The following is a 20616-nucleotide window of genomic DNA, read 5'->3' on the forward strand; positions in this document are numbered from 1 at the left end:
AATTATTTTGCCTAAACATTAATTCTTTATTAATAAAGATAAAATATAATACTGTTTTTAATAAAGGTTACTAATGTTTGAAAGATTTTTAAGATTTTTTGTAGAAAACTCAAGAATGAACTATACCTTGTTTTTTTTAATCTTCGCAATAGGTATATGGTCGTATAACAAAACAGCAAAAGAGATATTCCCAAATTTTGAATTAGATATGATTTCTATAAGTGGTTCTTATAGTGGAGCTAGTGTAGATATACTTGATAAAATGGCTGTTACAGAAATAGAAGATAATTTAAAAAACATTACAGGTATAAAAGAGATTACAACAGTTATTAGTCCAAGTAGATTCTCTATTATTTTAGAATTAAACAAAGGCGAAAATAAATATAATATTGCAGATAAAGTAAAAGATACTATTACTCTTACTAAATCAAACTTACCTTCTGATATGGATGAACCAAGTGTTAATGTAATTGAACGTTATAAAAAACTAATTGATGTCTCCTTAACTTCAACAAAATACACTACTGATGAACTTAAACCCTTTGCAACAGAACTAAAAAGTAAAATTTTAGCAGTTGAAGGAGTAAGTGATGTAACTATATATGGTGATTCAGATAAATATTTTGAAGTTTTATTAAATGATAGAAAAATTGAAGCTTTAGGACTAAACAAAAGTGATGTGTTTAATGTCATCTCTAATTTATCTTATATTTTTCCAATAGGGAAAATAGAAGGAAGCAAAAAACATTTTTATTTATCTACATATAATGGTGCAAAAACTGGCAAGAATTTTGAAAACCTACTTATTAAAATTGGTGGCAAATCATTATATTTAAAAGATATTGCAAAGATTGAAAAAAAATATGAAGACTCTTCTACTTTATTCTCTTTTAATGGAGAACACGCTTTATCTTTAGCAGTTGAACAATCAGAAACATCTGATGCTTTAAAAATATCAAAAGATATGAAAGAACTACTTCAAAAAATAAATAATCAAGATAAAGATATTCATATCTCTATTAGTGATGATAATAGTGAAAAGATTAGAGATAGACTAAATATTGTTATATCAAATATTTTACTTGGAATTATGCTAATTACTCTTTTAGTTGCATTATTAATAAACTTTAGAATGTCAGCTATTATTGCTATTGGTATTCCTACATCTTTTGTGATTGCTGCTATTTATATGTATTTTTTTGGTTATACAATTAATATGATTTCTCTTGTAGGAGTATTAATAGCTATTGGTATTGTCGTTGATGATGCAATTGTAGTAAGTGAAAATATACAACAGCATATCGAAGAGGGTTATGAACCTAAAGAAGCTGCTGTAATGGGAGCAAAAGAGATGGTAAAACCAGTAACTATTGCTTCTATTACAACACTATTCTCTTTTTTACCCATTCTAATGATTAGTGGAACAATGGGAGAGGTAATGAGATTAATTCCTATTGCTTTAAGTGCTTTACTTGTAGCTTCATTAATAGAGTCATTTATTTTCTTACCAATACACGCAGCACATACACTTAAAAGTGGAGCAAAAGTTACTTCTTGGGAGAAGCCAAATAAAATATATAGTGAACTAATTCACTTTTTTATGAGATGGAAAAAAACTTTTTTAGTACTTTTTATTATCTTAGTTCCTATTGCTACTTTTATGGCTATAAAAAGTTCAAAATTTCAAATGTTCCCTAAATTTGATGCAACTGATGTAAAAATATCTATTAAAGCAAATGAGAACACTACATTAGAAGAAGCTTTTGCAATAGTTCAAAAAATTGAAGCAGATTTAATAAAAAAAGAAGATGAATTTTTTATTAGAAGTATTGATTCAGTAGCAGGATTTAGAAGAGATACAGGTAATAATACAGAAAGATTTCCATATGTAATGTATATGACAGTTGAGTTAAAAAAGTTAAAACAGATGAATTTTTTAGATAAATATATTACTCCTTATTTAACTTTTTATTATGATGAAGAAGGAAGAGTTAGGACATTAAAATCTAAACAAATAGCACAAAAATTAAAAAAATTTTTAGAACAAAATAAGTATAAAGAGAAATTTAATCTAAATGAACTTGTTGTATTAGAAAAAAAAGTAGGTCCAGTAAAATCTGATATAAAAATTGGTCTAGTTTCAAATGACAATCAAAAGATTATTAAAAATGTAGAACTTTTAACTAAAAAACTTCAAGAAATAGAAGGTGTACTTTCTGCTTCAAACTCCTTAAAATTTGGTATTGATGAAATAAAATTAAAAGTTAATGAATATGGACAAAAGCTTGGACTTACTGAGAGTTTTATTGGTTCATATCTTTCAAATCTTTATTTAGAGAAGAAAAAAGGTGTATCTTTTGATGAAAAAGAGATGCTTGATATTAAAGTAAAAAGTATAAATAAAGATATTTATGAAAATTTTAAGAATATTGAGATTCCTTTAGCAAATGGAAAGTTTGTAAGACTTTATGAAGTTGCAAGATTTGATATAATTAGATCATTTGAACAACTAATAAAAGATAATGCTCAAAAGAACTTTTATGTATATGCAAATGTTAATGCAGATATTATAACAGCTTCAGAAACAATACAGAAAGTTCAACCTACATTAAAACAGATTGAAGAAGATGGAGTTAGACTTATTTTTAAAGGGGAAGCAGAAAAAAGAAAAAATTTACAACATGATATGCTATATGCAACAGGTTTAGCTTTACTTCTTATTATGCTTGCTATGCTTTATTTATTTAATTCATTTAGAGATACATTTATACTTATGAGTATTATTCCTTTTTCTATTTTAGGGGTTTTAATAGGACATAAGCTAATGGGATTAAATCTTTCAATGCCTTCAATGATTGGAGCACTTGGATTAGCTGGGGTTGTTATTAATGATGGAATAATTATGATGACTTACTTGAAAAAAGCAAAAAATATTGAAGAGATTTTTTATAGAGCTTCAAAAAGGTTTAGACCAATTATTCTTACTACAATTACAACACTAATTGGAATGAGTTCACTTATTTTCTTCCCAACAGGACAAGCAGTAATTTTCCAACCAATTGCTATTGCTTTAGGTTTTGGTCTTGCTTGGGGAACTATACTTAATTTAGTATATTTACCAGTTTTATATACTATTTCACATAAATTAAAGTAGATACTAAATAGTATCTATTTTAATACTTCAATTTATTTTATTATATTAAATTTGTATCCCATTCCATATATATTCTTGATAATTTTTGTAGATGTTTTCTTTCTAAATCTTTTTAAAATCATCATTATTTTATTTTCACTGTACTCTTCATCATTATCATAAATTGATTTAAATAAATCCATAAGTGTAAAGTAATGAATATCATCTTTACAAAACTCACCTAACATCTTATACTCATTTTTTGTTAAATCAACCTCTTTATTATCTTTTTTAAGAACTTTATTATATGCATCCCAAGTAAAACCATCTTCTAATATAAGTACACTATCTTGAACATTACCTTTTCTACTCTCTATTGCTTTTAAAATAGACTCTTTAAAAAGACTTCTAGGTAAAGGTTTTACTAAATATTTAAATATATTTAACTCAATAGCATCAAATAAATAAGCCTTATCACTATGAGCAGAAAGAATAATAATAGTTACATCTTTATCATCTTTTCTAATCTCTTTTACAACATCCATACCATTTATATATGGCATACTAATATCAAGCATAATAATATCTGGCTTATGTTTATAATACATCTCTAAGCCTTCTTTACCATCTTCTGCTTCAATTATCTCATCAAATAACTCTTCTAAATAGATGCTATAACTTTTCCTTAAAAGTGCATCATCTTCAACAAATAAAAGTTTCATTTTTCTATCCTATAATACTAAATTTTGCTCCATTACTATGATTCTTACAAATTAATTTTTTATTCATATTATCTTCAATAATTCTTTTTGCAATAAATAACCCAATTCCTGAATTTACTTTTTCATCTTTAGTTGAAACATTTGCTTCAAATATCTTATCAATTGGCTTAACTTTTATTCCACCTGCATTATCAATTACAGAAAAAATAGGTTTATCCTTTTGCAAGGAAATATCCATTGTAATAGTTGGATTTTTTACTCTATTTTTAATTATAGCATCAATAGAGTTGTTTAATAGTATAATTATAACTTGTATATACTCTTTTTTATATCCAACTGTTTTAATTTTTTGATTATCACAGTTTATCAAATGATTTACTGAATTTTTATTAAATTTTATATCTAATAGTTGAATGGCTTCTTTAGCACAATCAATTAAGAAAAACTCCTCTTTATTCTTTTGTGGACTAAAGTAATCTAAAAACTGAGTAACAGTATCATTCATATAAGTTGTTTGTTGCTCTATTTCATTTAATTGCTCAGATAAATACTCTTTTGTTAAACTATTTTTATTATATGTTGTTTCTAAATTTAAAGATATCATATTTATTCTATGAAGTGGTTGCTTCCATTCATGAACAATTGAGTTTAAAACTTCACCAAAAGAGGCTAATCTAGTCTGTCTTAAAATATATAACTCTTGCTCTTTATTTTTGATTTTAAGTTTTAAATTTTTTTCATTACTTACTTTTAATCTATAAGCAATTAGTAAAGACATCATCATAATTTCTAGTAAAATATTTACTTTTAATATTTTAGTCATTATCTCAGTATCTATAAATCCTAAAACAATATTTATAATAAAGGTTAGAGTTACTATCATAAATATAGCCCAAATAAATGCATAGATTTTAGATATTTTCTCTTTACTTATTATCAAATATCTAATAGTAATAGATATTATTAATAAGATTATTAGCATAGTACAAACAAGTAAATATTTTTGAACTAAATATAAAATTGAAGTATCAATAAAAGCAACAAAGATACCTACAATTGAAATTATTGGTAATATATAAATTGAACTAAGCATTAAAATCTTATATAAAATAAATGCGTTCCTTCTGCTTTGAAAAAGATTTGAAGAGAATTTTGCAATTGAAAAGAATGTGACTATAAAAAATATACAAGAAATAAACTCATTAAAAGTTGGTGTATTTGGCAATAATAAATAAGATAAATATCCATCATAAAAAAACAAGAATCCAAAAGTACCTATAATATACCCTAAATAGTATTTATATATTTTAACTTTTGATACTAAGTAAATAAAAAAGTTATAAAAAAACATCAATAAAAGTGCAGCATAGAAGGAACTATTAAAAATATTATCCATATCTCTTTGCTTATAAAACTTACTAATTGATACTATTTGCATAGGTACAAGCAATGAAAAAGAGGAATTAATTTTCATATATAATGTAGTTTTTCCTTTTGGTATTTCATAAGCATATTTACTATAATCTGAAAAATCAAAAGAGTGCTTATATTTAACTCCATTTTGATACTTCTTAATTAAAACATTTCCCCTATAAAAATAGAGTTTTAACTCATCAATTAAAAAATTATCAATCTTTAAAATCTGCTTTTTTAAAGAGTTGTTTTCAATTTCTAGCTTCAACCAATAGCTATTTTTTGAATATTTAAAGTTTAAATTATTATAAGTTTTAAGTGTTTTAAAATCTTCATAAATAACTGTTTGAATAGAGAAGTTGTTTTTATTGTAACTTAAATATTTATGTACATTTTTTATTTGAGAACTATCTTTTGAAATAACCAAAGTTTGAGCATTTAAAAAGCTACAAATAAATAAAAATAAAAAAATTAAACTCTTCATTTTAAATACTTTATATTATAAATACCAAAGAAGCGATGGTATCAAAAGTTATTTCAGAAGGCTCTGCACCAATATCATTTAAAGTATTTTCAACTCTATTAATCATTAAAGATAGCAATACCTCAAAAGAAAAATTTGAGTGAGAGAGTAAACTCTCTTTATTATTTTTTATTGCTTCTAAATTTTTTAATTCATTTAAATTGCTTAATCCTTTTTTCATGTACTCAACTTGCCAATTATTTTGCCAAGTTAAAAATAAGTAGTTACCATTTATATCTTTTGTAGTTCTTACTTTCCATCTTAATATATGTAAGTTTTTGTAAAGTTTAGTTAAAAGGTCTTTATCATAATTAAGTGCAGAAAATTTATGATGCCCATCCATCAAATAAGCATCATAAATCATATAAAAAATCCCTAGTATTAAGTAGTCATTTCTATAAACAACTCCTTTTTTGTCAAAAGCCAAATCTAAATACTGCTTAAAATTCTTTAACTTTTTTCCTTGAAAATCTTTTAAGACAACTGAGGTTTTACCACTATTTATTTGATTATATATTGCTTTTTCTAAAACTTTATTATAGTGTTTTGGATTTCTTTTATCTAATTTTATTTTATACTCATTTAAAAAACTCAAAATTTTCTTATAATCATTTGAGATTTCAATGGCTTTATTTGTTTGAAATACCTCTTTTACCCTATTTTGAGAGATACATCCAGTAAAAAATGTAATAAAAATAATCAATAATAAAAAATTTTTATTCACTTTTTACCTCTTTTCTAAGCTACTAAGATATAGCTTTTAATTCATTTTCAATTTTCTCTAATTTTGTTTTTACTTCTTCAAGTGCTTTTTTATTCTCTTCAACTACATGTTCTGGAGCATTTGCTACAAATTTCTCATTTGATAACATACCATTTAATTTATCAAACTCTTTTTGAGCTTTTTGTTGTTGTTTTGTTAATTTATCTATAATAGCACTCATATCAATTTCAGCAGTTGGAATATAAACTTCTAAATTATTAGAAACATCAGTAATCGCATTTTGTACTTTTGAATCAACAAACTCAATATTTTCAACTTTTGCAAGTTTTTCAATAAATGGCTTAGCTAACTCTTTATCAATTGATTTATCAAGTTTAACATAGGCTTTTGAAATTTTACTATTACCCATATCTATAACAACTTTTGCTCTTCTTATTGCAGTAATAGCTTCTTCAATTATAGCAAACATTGCTTCAGTTTCTTCATCTTTTGCAAGATTCTTTGGATAATTCATAACCATAATTGAATTATTCTCTTCAAGCTCTTTTCCACTTAGTCTTTGATATAAATACTCTGAAATAAATGGCATAAATGGAGAAGTTAGTTTTAAAGCCTCTTTAAAAATTGCACCAAGTTCAACAATTGAATCTTTGCTAGCTTTTGAGTATTCAATACCCCAATCACAAAACTCATTCCAAACAAATCTATAAAGACTTGCTGCTGCTTCATTAAATTTATATATATCAAGATTTTCTCTTACTTCATCAACTGCTGTTGAAAGTTTAGAAAGCATATATTTTCCAAGAGCTGTTTTAACTTCAATCTCTTCTAGTTCTGGGAATGTTTCTACATTTAATTGTAAGAAATTTGCTGCATTATAAAACTTATTTGTAAAGTTTCTATATAGCTCAAGGTGCTTTTTACCAAGCTTAATATCTCTTCCTTGAACTGCTAAATATGCAAGTGAAAATCTAACAATATCAGCACTAAACTCTTCAACCATATCAAGTGGATCAATTACATTACCTTTTGATTTAGACATCTTAGCACCATTTTCATCTCTTACAAGTGCATGCATATAGATATGTTTAAATGGCAATTCACCTTTAAAGTGTTCTCCCATCATCATCATTCTTGCAACCCAAAAGAACATAATATCAAAACCTGTAATTAATAAACTATTTGGATAAAAGTCTTTTAAATCTGTTGCATTAAAACTATTTTCCATTTTACCATTATTTCCCCATCCAAGTGGAGAGAAAGCCCATAATGCAGATGAAAACCAAGTATCTAAAACATCTGGGTCTTGTGTATAGTTTTTACTAGCACAATGAGGACAAGCTTCTGGCTCATCTGCTTTATCAGCCCATTGATGGTTACAATCATTACAAGTAAAAACTGGAATCCTATGTCCCCACCACAATTGTCTTGAGATACACCAGTCTCTTAACTCATCCATCCATGCTCTATAAGAGTTTATCCAATGACTTGGGAAAAACTCTGTAAGTCCAGCATAAGTTTTTTCAATACTTCCTTTTGCAACTTCATTTCTAACAAACCACTGTTTAGAAATATATGGTTCAACAATATTTTTACATCTATAACAGTGCCCTACTTGATGAGTATGCTCTTCAATCTTAACAATATAACCCTCATCTTGAAGTTTTTTTACAATTTGTTCCCTTGCTTCTAATCTCTCAAGTCCTGCAAATTCGCCACAATAATCATTTAAAATACCTTTTTCATCAAAACATGTAATAAACTCTAAATCATGTCTTTTACCAACTTCATAGTCATTTTGGTCATGTGCTGGAGTAACTTTTACAACTCCTGTTCCAAACTCCATATCTACATGTTCATCAGTAATAATTTTAATTTTTCTATTAGTTAAAGGAAGAAGTACTTCTTTTCCTACAATATCTTTATATCTATTATCATCTGGATGAACCATAATTGCTGTATCACCAAAATATGTTTCAGGTCTTGTTGTAGCAACTGTTACATACCCTTCTTCATCTGCAAAATGATAATTCATATGATAAAAGTTACCCTTAACTTCATCATGCTCAACTTCAATATCTGAAAGAGCACCATCATGAGTACACCAATTTACCATATAATTATTTTGTACAATCATACCTTCATTATAAAGATGAACAAAAGCCTCTTTTACAGCCTCTTTTAATCCTTCATCCATAGTAAATCTCTGTCTTGACCAAGCAGGAGTAATTCCTAGTTTTCTCATTTGATGAACTATTGTTCCACCGCTATACTCTTTCCATTCCCAAACTCTATTTAAAAAAGCTTCTCTTCCTATCTCTTCTTTTGTTTTCCCCTCTGCTAAAATCTGTTTTTCAACAACATTTTGTGTAGCAATTCCAGCATGGTCAGTTCCAGGTTGCCATAAAGTTTTAAAGCCATCCATTCTTTTATATCTTGTAATGATATCTTGTAATGTAAATGTAAGTGCATGACCTATATGTAAACTTCCTGTTACATTTGGTGGTGGCATCATAATTGCAAAATTTTTATCTTTTTCTTGAATAGACTTATTTCCATCTATTTCAAAATATCCTCTATCTTCCCATATTTTATAAAATTTATCTTCTATTTTTGACGGTTCGTATTTTTCACTCATTAAAATTCCTATCAATTAAATATTCGCGATTATATCTATATTTTACTTAGTATGATATTTGATAAGATATTTTAAGACAGATTTAAAAAACTAAAGATATATCATTTGTTATGGATAAATCTAATTTTTTATCTTCTGCTTTCATTATTTTTATTGCATCATCTTTACTATATGCTTTTCTATAAGGTTTTTCTTGAAGTAAGGCATCAAAAACATTTAGATTTATCAAAATTCTATCTTTAAAACTTAAATTAGTTCCATCAAAACCAAAAATATAACCACTTGCATCTAATCTTTCTTGAACCTTAATTGCCCATGAACTAATATCATTAAATCCCATAATATTAGAAAGAACTTTTTTAGTATAGTAAGGATATGTATGTATTTGCTCCATTTCATAAGTATTTAAAGGCTCAACTTTATCAAGTAACTCTCTTGAAACTGTCAATTTTCCAAGATTACAAAACCCTGCTGCAATTTGTAAAGTAATATTATCTTTATGTTCAAAATTATAGTATTTACATAAACTTGCCACATGAGTAATAAGATTGCTTTTAGGATTTTGAATATATGCAAAAACTCTTGAAATCTCTAAAATCTTCTCAAACTCCAAGGGTGCAGAAAAATCCTCTAAAAGAGTATAAATAAAAAGTAAAATATCTTCATTGCTTTGCAAATCTAACCAAAAATTCAAAGATTTACTTACTTCAAAAAATGCTTCTACTAATTGTTTTGAGAATAATACTTCTTCATTTTGTTTAATATAGTTTAATATTTGCTCTTTTTTTAAGGAACTAAAATTTAATAAATCAAACTCTTCATCAAGTGTAGTAGCAAAAAATATTATTTGCGAAAAAAGAGGTATTTGTTCATTTTTTAATCCAAAGATACCTGTACCATCATAATGCTCTTTTTCATAAAGCAAAATATCTTCATATTTATCTAAAAAAGGAAACTGTTTTACTAATTCGTTTGATAATTCACATAAAGATTTATTATCAGTACTTTGATTTAAAGCAAGATTTGAGCAAAGAGTATATGAACATAAATCACTTAATTGTCTATTTGTCAATTTTAATACAATTCCCAAACTTAAAGCTACATATGTTGCTCTTTTTAAATGTCCCAAACTAGTTGCTTTTTTTTGTTTTTGTACATAATCCAAAACTGTTGATGTCGAAATCAAAAAATTATTTAAATTAAAAACCAGTTCTCTTTTTTTATTCATATTTACTCCACTAATTCAACTATTGCCTCTACTGAAGCATCAGTCATATCTAAATCCAAATGATTTGCACCAGTTGCTTCTACAAGCTTTATATTTAAGCCCTCATTTTTAGCAAAGTTATAAAACTCTATATTTTTTTTAGCAGGAGAGATTTTATCTTCTGTTCCATAAACAATTGCAATTTTTGCTTGTCTACTAATATTATTTATAATATCCATTGCAGATATTTTATCGCTACTTTTATCTTTTTTATCAAGAGAGTAACTTCCTCCAGCACAAAGTAAAGAATCAATTAAAAAAGGTTTTGTACCTAATAAATTAATTCCCATTGTACAACCTGCACTATGTCCTATGTAAGTAACTTTATTTGCATTGTATTTTACTTTTAGTTTAGAGACTAAATCACTTAAAAAATTCACATAACCCTTACTAAAAGCTAGATTTTTGCCGCTTGCAAGTGATTTTAAACTATTTGTTGAAGAGTTTGAATATCCAGGCAAAGCAATTGCAACTGTAGTAATATCTGTTTCAAAAGATAAGTTTTCAGCAAAAGGAGCATATCTTCCTAAAATATTTGTTCCTTCATCCCAATTTCCATGCACAACTATATTTAATTTACCTTTTGTTTCTCCATTATATTTTTTTAGATTTATACACTCTTTACTTGTAAAAATATAATCTTCACCTTTTTTTTCACACATCTGTTTTGTTATATTTTGAGCATTTAAAGTTAAACTCAAAAATATAAAGAAAATAGTTTTTTCAAATATCATTTTTTCTCCTTTTAGTATGCTGTTATACCTATATATCCATCAATTTGTCGCTCAATTACCTCAACTATACCTGCTTGAGTAAACTCTACTTCATCTAAAAAATCTTTCTCTTTCCAATTCATTGTTTCCATAGTATTTTTACAAGCAATAAACTCCACATCATATTGCATTAAAGAGCTAATTCTTGTAAGAGTAGCCTTATCGTAATCTTTTTTTAATGCTCTTAAACCTTTACCATAAGCAACAACTACAATTTTCAAACTTTGACTTGGATACTCCTTTAAAATATTATACATAGAACTTAATGTATGATTTATTGTTTGCATATCTCCCACATGCAAAGAGTAAACAACTTTTCTTGGGTTGTCAAATGTTGGTTGAGGATTTGAAAAATCCCTTGCAAAACATACAATACTTACTAATAAAATTATAATTAACACTCTCATTACTTATCCTTTTTTATCTCTACTTGCATTTGTTCTTTTATTTCACCATCACTTAATATCTTACAATATAAGCCTCTATTATCTTTAAGAAGTTTTGGTAACTTATTATCAAACTTACTTAAATGTTTACATACTGTACAACTTTCAGTAATTTGTATTGCACAACTATTTATATAAAAGACATCTCCTATTTTATATTTATGGGGGTCAAAATCTAAAAGAATATTCTCTCCTAAACTTCCATACACTAAATCAATCCCATTCTCTTTTGCTATTTCATAAGCTTTTATTCCAACAATCATTACAGTTTTATCAAGCTCTTTTCCTGCAAACTTATCAAAAGCAATCCCATATCCTGTAATCAAATTTAAACTTTTAACTCTTGGTCTTGGTGAACTTTGTAAATCTTTTTTTGCACTAAAAGTACCTAAGACTTTTCCTATACTAATCATTTTAAATTCTCTTTTAAAATATCTATGAAATCTTTTTTACTCCAACTTCCAACATATGTTTTTAAATAGTTTGCATTATTATCTAAAACAAAAAAAGTAGGAGTCACTCTTTTATAATATTTTGTAAGATTAAAAGGAAGTTTGTTTTTATCCATATCTACTTCAAGAAGAATATAGTTTTTATTTAAAAGTTTTTGAACCTCATTTTTACTAAAGACTTCCTTATCCATTTTTTTACAGTAATAACATGTTTTTGAAGTAGCATAAACTAAGATTAATTTTTCATTCTGTTTTGCTTTTAATATAATCTCATCTTCATCAAAATCACTATTTATTTTTACGGCTTTCTTACTCTTATTATATTTATCATACTGCATAAAAAAAATCGCTAAGTTTACATAATCATCATCACTTAATTCGCCTTTCATACTAGGCTTTTTGTCATAATATTTCAAAATATGTTCATCACATATACTATTAAATCTATCTGGTTTTACAAGATATGATTTTAAATACTCTTCTATCTCTATTTCTCTCATCTCTTCATCATTTGGGTCACCTACTTTTTTAGGACTATGCATAATTGCATAAGCTAACATATTTACAGTAGGTGCTTTTAATTTTAAAAGCTTATTACTCTTTTCAAAAAAGTTCTTTTTTAGTGTTTGCATTTGAACAAAAGGTAAGTGACAAGAAGAACACTTATTTTCAAAAACTAATTTTCCTTCATTATATGAAGCGAATAAAAATAGCTTTACAAACAGTATAGATAAAATTATTTTTCTCATTTTTCACCTCTTTTCAAATTTATAAACTTTAAATATAAAACTTATAAATTTGAAAAAGTATAAAGTATAACCTTTATACCTCTTCAATTTAAATAATTCCAGGATTACCTTTTACACCTACAATATCTGGAGTATCAACATTTAATTTCTTAATATGCTTCATACTTTTCAAATATGTTTCTACGGTTTCCCAAATTGGTTCACCATCTGATTTTGCTCCAACAGTTGACCATCCTGAAACTTTATATAACTTACTTGCTTCAATTTTCTGACCTGTACTTGTAAGTGTAATATCTGATATTCTATTCCCAATTTTTGCTGTTGGTTCTATTTTATAAGAGATTCCACCTGTTCTTACCATATCTCCACCTTGTTGATAAAATGGGTCTTTATTAAATAGATTATCAGCAACATCTTCAAGTATTAATTTTATATCACTTCCTTTCATATCTCTTGCATATGTTTCAGGATATGTCATAGCAGTTTGAGTCATCAAATCATCAAATGTAATTGTTTGCCCAGGTAGAATAGAAGTTCCCCATCTAAATCCAGGAGATAAAGAGATTTGCGCATCTTTTACTTCAAGTAAAGAATCACATATTATTTGATCCCATGAACCATTAAAATTACCTCTTCTAAACAAAGTTACATCAGTTGTAGCAATTGGTCTATTTAAATCTTGCAAATATGGCTTTCTTACACTTTTAATATACTCTTTCATTTTCTTATCTTCTTTTATCAAATCAGAAAATATTGGAAGAAGAGTAAATTTAAAGTCTTTAATTTTTCCATTTTGAATATTTAAATCCAATACATTTAAAAACTTACCATTAGAACCTGCATTACACACATAAGTAACACCTTTATCATTTTTTACAGGAACAGCCTCAGGTACTCCATCATGAGTATGCCCACCCATAATAAAATCAATACCTGTTACAACATTTGCCATTTTTTTATCAGTATCAAAACCATTATGAGAAAGAACAATAACTGCATCTGGTTTTTCACTTTTTCTTATTTTATTTACTAACTCTTGCATTCCTTCATCATTAATAGAAAAACTCCAATCTGGAATAAATCTTTGAGGGTTTGCAATAGTAGTATAAGGAAAAGCTTGTCCAATAATAGCAACTCTTGCATTGCCCATTTTCTTAATAGTATATGGCTTAAAAGCATGACCACTATCTTGGTCATAAGCTTGCATTGCTATTTCAGTTTCTTCAAAAAGTGCATCTTCTTTAACTTTTATATTTTGCGCTAAGAATTCAGCATTTAACTCTTTTACATTATCAAGAACTTCTTGTGCTTTATATGTAAATTCCCAATGTCCAACTGCAACATCTACACCAAGTAAATTCATAGCTCCTACCATGTCTTTACCCCTTGTCCATAATGCAGTAGCACTTCCTTGCCAAGTATCTCCACCATCTAATAAAAGTGTTTTATCTTCTCCAAAACTACTTTTCAAGAAATCTACAACTGTTTTAATTTGTGAATAACCACCAGTTCGTCCAATTAATTTTGCATACTTTTCAAAATCAACACAAGAGTAAGCATACTCAAGTCTTTTATTACCTTTAATTCCATAATAATCCAATAGTTTTTCCCCAACAATATGAGGAGGCTTTCCAAAATTATCATAAAAACCAAGATTAACACTTGGCTCTCTAAAATATACAGGTAATAATTGCGCATGGGAATCAGTCATGTGCATTAATCTTACATTTCCAAATGGCTTTAGCTTATAATAATCTTCCAAATTACTTGTATTTGTCATTCTTGTATGAGAGTTGGCAAAAATGGGAGATGCCCCAAGCATTGCCATCATATAAATAAACTCTCTTCTACTAAACTTACTCATTTAAATTATCCTTACTATTTTGCTGCATCACCAACAACAGTAAATCCTAATGAAGTCCATGCTTGCATACCACCTCTGTAGTATTTTATTTTTTCTGCAGGAAACCCAAGATTTAGTAGTGAATACTTTGTATTTTTAACCATTGCAGGTGTTTGTCCACACCAATATCCATTACAATAAAGAACAACAGTTTTAGCTTTTGAAAAATCTAAAGTATCATCATCATTAATTACAACACCCATATAATCTTCCATCATATCAACTGCATCATCTCTATATTTAAAGTTTGTGTATGGTACATTTACTGCACCTGGAATTCTTAATCTTGCAAACCACCCTGGAGTTCTTGTATCAATAATAGCAATACTAGAGTCTGTTTGAGCTTTTTTCATATAGTCAATTAATTCTAACTCTGCAATTGTTTCAACCCCTTTTGCTAAAATCATTGGTTGAGGAACTCCTAAACTTGTGTAAGCATACAATTCACTTATTTTGTTTTTTTTATCTTGAACTCTACTTAATGTAAAAGTTTGATTATTTAATGTAATCTCAATAGATTTTACACCTGGTGCAATTGGTACATAGTTGTTACCTTCTGCTTTACCATAAGAGATACATAATGCTGCTACAATTAATATTTTTGCAACTTTTTTAAATATACACATACCTTCCCCTTTTATTATAAGTATTTACTTTTAATTAATATTCGTATCCATCACCTGGAACTGCCAATCTCCATGTTGTTTTAGCTTCATTTGCTTGAGTTAATGCAGAAATGGCAAATTTACAAGCCCTATGTGCAGCAAATTCAACAGGAAGTTTTGTTTTTGAAGCCTTTGATTTAAAATCTTTTGGATTAACTTCATTTGCACCTGTTTTTATTGCCTCTTTTACAGAGATAATTAAATCACTATTATTAACACCTAATCTTCTAAACTCTAGCTCATTTCTTTTTGCAATTTCATTGTATTTTTCTGCTGTTTGAATAACATTTTCTATGCCATTATTTTGAACACTACAAACTTTTTCCACATCAATACCCTTTACTGATGATAGATTTGCAGAAGAAGATGCACAAGCACTAAAGGCTATTGCTGTTATTGATACAAGTGAAATATTTACTAATCTATTCATAATACTCTCCTTACTTTCTAACATCTGGGCCATCTATTGGCATACCATTTGACATATAAGCCATAAAATATAGTAATTCATGCATCTTTTTACTATCATCTTTAGGTGGTACTTGCCCTTGGTCTTTTATACAACCAGACATTCTTCTTTCAAGTGTTCCTAAACTACCCCATTTTAATCTATATACAGGGAAATGTGTGATTTGTCCCAATAAAGGAGAAAGTTTTTCATTTCTAACTCTTTGTCCCGCACCTTGTATATGACAAGTTGCACATGAAAGTTTTAAATAACCTCTTTGAGTATAGTAGTACTCTTTACCTCTTTCATAAGCCTCTTGTGCTTTTTTTGTAGGTATTTTAATATCCATATTTTTTTCTGCTTCAGCAGTTGAATACGCTAAAAATGCTTGAAATTTTGCCATTTGCCCTTTTTTTGTATTCCATTTTTTCTCATTATTTGCCTCTAAACACTTATTTATTGCCGTTGTTAAAGAGATAACTTCTTGAGTTTTAGTATCAAAATATGGGTATTCTCCTACTATTGCAGGATTAGGAAAACAAGTTTTAAGCGATTTACCATTTGCAAATTTCTTAGTATAAAGTTCTTCTCCTTCTTCTATTTTATCTTCATAAGGAGGAAACTCTTTTATTGCTTCATACTGCTGTTTTGCATCTTTTGCATAAGAGTAACTTCCTATACCAAAATCCATATGTTTTAGCCCTTTTGCATAACCATCTTTTAACTCTTCATCTGTTGAGTAAGGGAAAAACCTATTTTTATTTTCATAAGGATTTTGAAACTTAGCCTCAAAATACTTAACTAACTCTTTTTTATCTTTTTGAGCTTGAGCATCAAACCCTCCTGCATTTAGTGAAAAAAATGCAAGAGATGTAAATACAGAAGCCTTTAGTAGTCTAGTTAACATGCCCTCTCCTTGTTTTTATAAACTTTTTTTAGAACTATCTAATTTTTTTAGTACTAACTTCTTTTTTACCTTTTAAATCAACCCAAGTAATAGTAACTTCATCACCTTTTTTTGCACCAGTAAATTTAAACTTTAAATAAGGGTCTTTTGATAAAAATTGAGAAGTTGACACTTCATAAACTACTTTTCCATTAACTTCAGCCATAAAGTGTGTAATAAAATTAACCTCTTTATTTGCTCTTTTTGCCTCTACATAACTTAACATTGGGTGTTTTGAAAGAGTTTTTACAGTTACAACACCTTTTTTTTCTTTTGCTTTAATTCTTGTTTTTGCCATTTTAAATTCCTTATAGTATTATCTTTATATATTAGTTTAGTGATTAAAAATTAACCACCACATCCACCAATTGTTACTTTTACTAATTTTGAAACTTTGAATAGTTTTCCACTCTCTTCTTGTGCAACCACAGTTACTGTTCCTGTTTTTGCCATCTTGATTCTAATTGCATAATCAATTATTGCATTTTCATGTATATCAAATACTGCTACTGTACTTTCAGGATTTGCATCTTGAAAAACTGCTACTTTTGAAGCTTTTAAATCAGTTTCAAAAGATACAGGAATAACTGCACCATTTTCTGCAATATCAGGAGCTTTTAATTTTATTTTGCCTTCTGTTGCATTTGTCGTACCAAATAACTCTTTCATTGCATTATCAACACTTTTTGCAGTCCAAGCTTTAGGTTTTGTTTCTCTAAAGTTCACTGCGCTTAAATTAATAGGAGCTGCTGCAACACCAAATGCTAATACACCTAATCCTAAAAAATCTCTTCTATTTAACATCTTCATTCCTTTTTAATTTATTGTTTTTAAATAAGCAACTAAGGCTTTTATTTGTTTATGACTTAACCACCCATTTTTACCAAATGCAGGCATTGCTGAAATTGGATTTGTTGTGTATGGATCATATATTTTGTCATACAACGCATCATCTGGCCAAGCAGAAAGATACTGAAGTTTTGGTCCCATACTTCCAGGTCCATCAATTTGTTTACCATTTACTGCATGACATGCTAAGCAATTTCCTAGATTTTTAGTATTAAAAATCTTCTCTCCCTCTTTTATTAGTTCACTATTAGAAGCAAAGCCACTTACTGAAAAAATAGTGCAAGTAGCTAAAACAACTAAAAAACTTTTACTTAATCTCATAATACCGCTCTCCTTTCTTATTTACTTGAGTCAATCATATAATCAACTGTTTTTTTAATATTTTCATCAGATACATCCATATGTCCACCTTTTGCAGGCATAGCATTTATACCTGTAAGTGCATTTTTATATACAGCTTCAATCCCTTTTTTCATAACCTCAGCCCAAGCTTGTTTATCTCCTAGCATAGGTGCTCCAATAGCATCATTGTTATGACAAACTGCACATTTAGACTCATAAATTGTTTTACCTATACTGCTACTATTCTGTTTTGTCTTTGGTAAATCCCGTTTTGTTGATAAAGGTTGATTTGCATCTTGTGATAAGTCATTTTTTACTTTCATAATAAGACTACTAACATCTTGTTTAATACAATCACTCATACATCTTTTCCCAATACCATAAGCTTTTGCATCAATAAAAAACTTCTTCATATTTTCTACACCTTTTTTAGGATTATTTGGTGTATCAACTTTAGGATAAAAACCATCTTCATTTGGCATTTTGATTTTTGTAAAGTTATCTTTATTTAAAACAAACTCATAATCAAGCTCTTTACCATCTATTTTTATTCCATTAACTGATAATAAATATGCTACTAATGCATATGTTTCACTATTTGATAAACTTTTTGGATTTGTATAAGGCATAGAGTCTTGAACATACCAAAAAAGAGTACTTGCATATGGCCAATAAGAACCAATAGTTCTAAAAGGTCCTTGTGGATTTGGATTCATATGTGCAGGATTTAACCTTTGAAGTTTTAATGATTCTTTTGAACCACCAGCTAAAGTAGGATAGCCTTTACCTCCAGCTCCAAACTCACCATGACAGCTTGCACATTTATCATCATAAATCTCTTCACCCCACTCTACACTACCTTGTGCAACTTTAGGATTTCCATCTTCATCTAATATAGGTTTTCCACTCTTTGTATCATATTTTGGAAGTCCTGTTCCATCTGGCATAACATCTACATTCCAAGCATTAATTTCATCTTTTGTAGCTTCTCTTCCAAAGCCAAACTCTTTAAATTTTTGCGTATTTACATGATAAAGAGTATATTTTCCATCTTTTACAGGATATATTTTTCCTCCATCAACTGCTACATCATTTTTTGCAAAAGCTAAACTACTAGCTGTAAGCATGGTAAAAACAAGACCTAGAAGCGTAGTTTTATGCTTTTTTGTGTTTTCTAATTTGTACATTGTTACACTCCCCTTTTTTTGTAATTTCCCATGTTACTATTGCATTTCTATGATAAACAGATTCTACTCCTACTTTAGATGTCTCTTCGTCTATTGTTGGTTGTGTGTGTCCCACATCATCAGTTGCTCTACTAGCTAATAATAAAGGTTTCCCTTCCCATTTTATGATATAGCTAAATCTAGTCCATGATTTTGGTAATACTAAACCTTTTAATTCAGCTTCAACCCAATTATCTCCACCATCTAAAGATATATCAACATGTTTTATTGTTCCTCTTCCTGACCAAGCAAGTCCTTCAATTTCAACTAGTTCACCTTTTTTTAGATGTGTCCATGGTTTTTCTGGACAAGGAGATGTAATTACTGAGTTAACTTCATTAACCCAAAAATATCGAATAGCTTTACCTGATTCTTGAAGCATTGTATATTTTGAAGTCTCTTCTTTTGAGTGCCATGGTTTATTTGAGAACTCTAATCTTCTTAACCACTTTGTATTTAAATTTCCTTCCCAACCAGGAACAATAAGTCTTACAGGATAACCTTGTTCTGGACGCAAAGCCTCTCCATTTTGAGCCCAAACAATCATCACATCATCAAGTGCTTTTTCAACAGGTATTGTTCTTGGATTACTTGCATTATCACTACCTTCTGCCAACATCCAAACTGCATCTTTTTCAAGTCCAATATCTTTTAATATTGTTTTTAACATCACCCCAGTCCATTGAGCAGAACTCATCATTCCTTTCATAAACTGTAAACTATTAAATTGAGGACCTCTCCACTCTGGACTTCCATTTGCTGGACACTCAATAAAATGAATTCTTGTTTCACTTGGATATTTTTTTAACTCATCTAAAGTTAATACAATTGGCTTTTTTACTTTTCCATGAATCATCAATCTCCACTTATTAGGGTCAACTTGTGCAGTACCTCCATGATTTCTTGTAAAAAAGAGTCCATTTGGTGTAATTATTCCTTCTGATTCATGAATAGGACACATAGATATAGATGCATATGCATCACCTGAAGATAATAAGTCATGTGTTCTTCTTATATTATTGTGTTCATAAACAGAAGGTAAACCATATAAATTTTTATTTACAGGATCACCAAGTTTTGTTCCCCAAGGTGCCTCATGCATAATCTCTTTTTCATTAGCTTTAAGCGATGTTGGAGCTAAAAAAGAGCTTGCACCTATTGCACTTGCTGAGTATAAAATACTTTTTTTAAAGAAGTCTCTTCTGGAAGACTCTTTAACCTCACTACTTTTCTTAACAACCTTACTGTTTTTCATATGGCAACCCCTTGCTACTTAAACAATTAAGCTATAAAATTTCAATTTATTTCAAAACATGAAATTTATATGCAACAATCAAGAAACATTAATTTTTCTTATCACATGAAGAAGTATAATATGTAACAGTAGCAATAGTGTA

19 protein-coding genes are annotated in these 20616 nt (G+C 28.1%); 1 reads left to right on the forward strand and 18 read right to left on the reverse strand.

Going from position 1 to position 20616, the window contains the following annotated elements; translation table 11 throughout:
• Positions 1–73: 73 nt before the first annotated feature.
• Positions 74–3154 (forward strand): efflux RND transporter permease subunit, encoded by a 3081-nt coding sequence (locus CP960_RS07905; RefSeq protein ID WP_101184879.1) that lies wholly within the window; start codon positions 74–76, stop codon positions 3152–3154.
• A 32-nt stretch (positions 3155–3186) separates the two neighbouring features.
• On the opposite strand, the gene CP960_RS07910 is transcribed toward CP960_RS07905, so the two are convergent.
• From CP960_RS07910 to soxC, 18 genes are all read right to left on the reverse strand, one after another.
• Positions 3187–3855 (reverse strand): response regulator transcription factor, encoded by a 669-nt coding sequence (locus CP960_RS07910; protein ID WP_101184880.1) that lies wholly within the window; start codon positions 3853–3855, stop codon positions 3187–3189.
• Positions 3856–3859: 4 nt separating this feature from the next.
• Entirely contained in the window at positions 3860–5752 is a 1893-nt protein-coding gene (locus CP960_RS07915; RefSeq protein ID WP_101184881.1) for a sensor histidine kinase, read from the reverse strand.
• Positions 5753–5762: 10 nt separating this feature from the next.
• Positions 5763–6515, reverse strand: a complete 753-nt coding sequence (locus CP960_RS07920) for a hypothetical protein (RefSeq protein ID WP_101184882.1) — start codon at positions 6513–6515, stop codon at positions 5763–5765.
• Positions 6516–6537: 22 nt separating this feature from the next.
• Positions 6538–9153 (reverse strand): valine--tRNA ligase, encoded by a 2616-nt coding sequence (locus tag CP960_RS07925; RefSeq protein WP_101184883.1) that lies wholly within the window; start codon positions 9151–9153, stop codon positions 6538–6540.
• A gap of 82 nt (positions 9154–9235) precedes the next feature.
• Positions 9236–10381 carry an HD-GYP domain-containing protein gene (locus CP960_RS07930; protein WP_101184884.1) on the reverse strand — a complete coding sequence of 382 codons (1146 nt, stop codon included), beginning with the start codon at positions 10379–10381 and terminating at the stop codon, positions 9236–9238.
• 2 nt (positions 10382–10383) lie between these two features.
• Positions 10384–11154, reverse strand: coding sequence for an alpha/beta hydrolase (locus tag CP960_RS07935; RefSeq protein ID WP_101184885.1), 771 nt, complete (start codon positions 11152–11154; stop codon positions 10384–10386).
• Positions 11155–11165: 11 nt separating this feature from the next.
• Positions 11166–11600, reverse strand: coding sequence for a DsrE family protein (locus CP960_RS07940; protein WP_101184886.1), 435 nt, complete (start codon positions 11598–11600; stop codon positions 11166–11168).
• The gene (locus CP960_RS07945) at positions 11600–12052 is read right to left on the reverse strand and encodes an MOSC domain-containing protein (protein ID WP_101184887.1); all 453 of its coding nucleotides are present in this window, start codon (positions 12050–12052) and stop codon (positions 11600–11602) included. The genes CP960_RS07940 and CP960_RS07945 overlap by 1 nt, the downstream gene beginning before the upstream one ends.
• Positions 12049–12840, reverse strand: a complete 792-nt coding sequence (locus CP960_RS07950) for a thioredoxin family protein (protein ID WP_101184888.1) — start codon at positions 12838–12840, stop codon at positions 12049–12051. The genes CP960_RS07945 and CP960_RS07950 overlap by 4 nt, the downstream gene beginning before the upstream one ends.
• An 88-nt stretch (positions 12841–12928) precedes the next feature.
• Positions 12929–14704 (reverse strand): thiosulfohydrolase SoxB, encoded by a 1776-nt coding sequence (gene soxB, locus CP960_RS07955; protein ID WP_101184889.1) that lies wholly within the window; start codon positions 14702–14704, stop codon positions 12929–12931.
• A 14-nt stretch (positions 14705–14718) separates the two neighbouring features.
• Positions 14719–15369 (reverse strand): rhodanese-like domain-containing protein, encoded by a 651-nt coding sequence (locus tag CP960_RS07960; protein WP_101184890.1) that lies wholly within the window; start codon positions 15367–15369, stop codon positions 14719–14721.
• A gap of 34 nt (positions 15370–15403) precedes the next feature.
• Positions 15404–15838 (reverse strand): hypothetical protein, encoded by a 435-nt coding sequence (locus CP960_RS07965; RefSeq protein WP_101184891.1) that lies wholly within the window; start codon positions 15836–15838, stop codon positions 15404–15406.
• A gap of 10 nt (positions 15839–15848) precedes the next feature.
• Positions 15849–16763 carry a sulfur oxidation c-type cytochrome SoxA gene (soxA, locus tag CP960_RS07970; RefSeq protein ID WP_101184892.1) on the reverse strand — a complete coding sequence of 305 codons (915 nt, stop codon included), beginning with the start codon at positions 16761–16763 and terminating at the stop codon, positions 15849–15851.
• 34 nt (positions 16764–16797) lie between these two features.
• On the reverse strand, positions 16798–17100 hold the full coding sequence (gene soxZ, locus CP960_RS07975; protein WP_101184893.1) for a thiosulfate oxidation carrier complex protein SoxZ: 303 nt from the start codon (positions 17098–17100) through the stop codon (positions 16798–16800).
• Between the two features lie 50 nt (positions 17101–17150).
• Entirely contained in the window at positions 17151–17606 is a 456-nt protein-coding gene (soxY, locus tag CP960_RS07980; protein WP_101184894.1) for a thiosulfate oxidation carrier protein SoxY, read from the reverse strand.
• A gap of 12 nt (positions 17607–17618) precedes the next feature.
• Complete coding sequence (soxX, locus tag CP960_RS07985) at positions 17619–17972, reverse strand: sulfur oxidation c-type cytochrome SoxX (RefSeq protein WP_101184895.1); 354 nt, start codon at positions 17970–17972, stop codon at positions 17619–17621.
• Positions 17973–17989: 17 nt separating this feature from the next.
• The gene (locus CP960_RS07990; protein ID WP_101184896.1) at positions 17990–19180 is read right to left on the reverse strand and encodes a c-type cytochrome; all 1191 of its coding nucleotides are present in this window, start codon (positions 19178–19180) and stop codon (positions 17990–17992) included.
• Positions 19149–20474 (reverse strand): sulfite dehydrogenase, encoded by a 1326-nt coding sequence (gene soxC, locus CP960_RS07995; RefSeq protein WP_101184897.1) that lies wholly within the window; start codon positions 20472–20474, stop codon positions 19149–19151. The genes CP960_RS07990 and soxC overlap by 32 nt, the downstream gene beginning before the upstream one ends.
• Positions 20475–20616: the final 142 nt, after the last annotated feature.

This window comes from Malaciobacter halophilus, assembly GCF_002837275.1.
Taxonomy (GTDB): Bacteria; Campylobacterota; Campylobacteria; order Campylobacterales; family Arcobacteraceae; genus Malaciobacter; species Malaciobacter halophilus.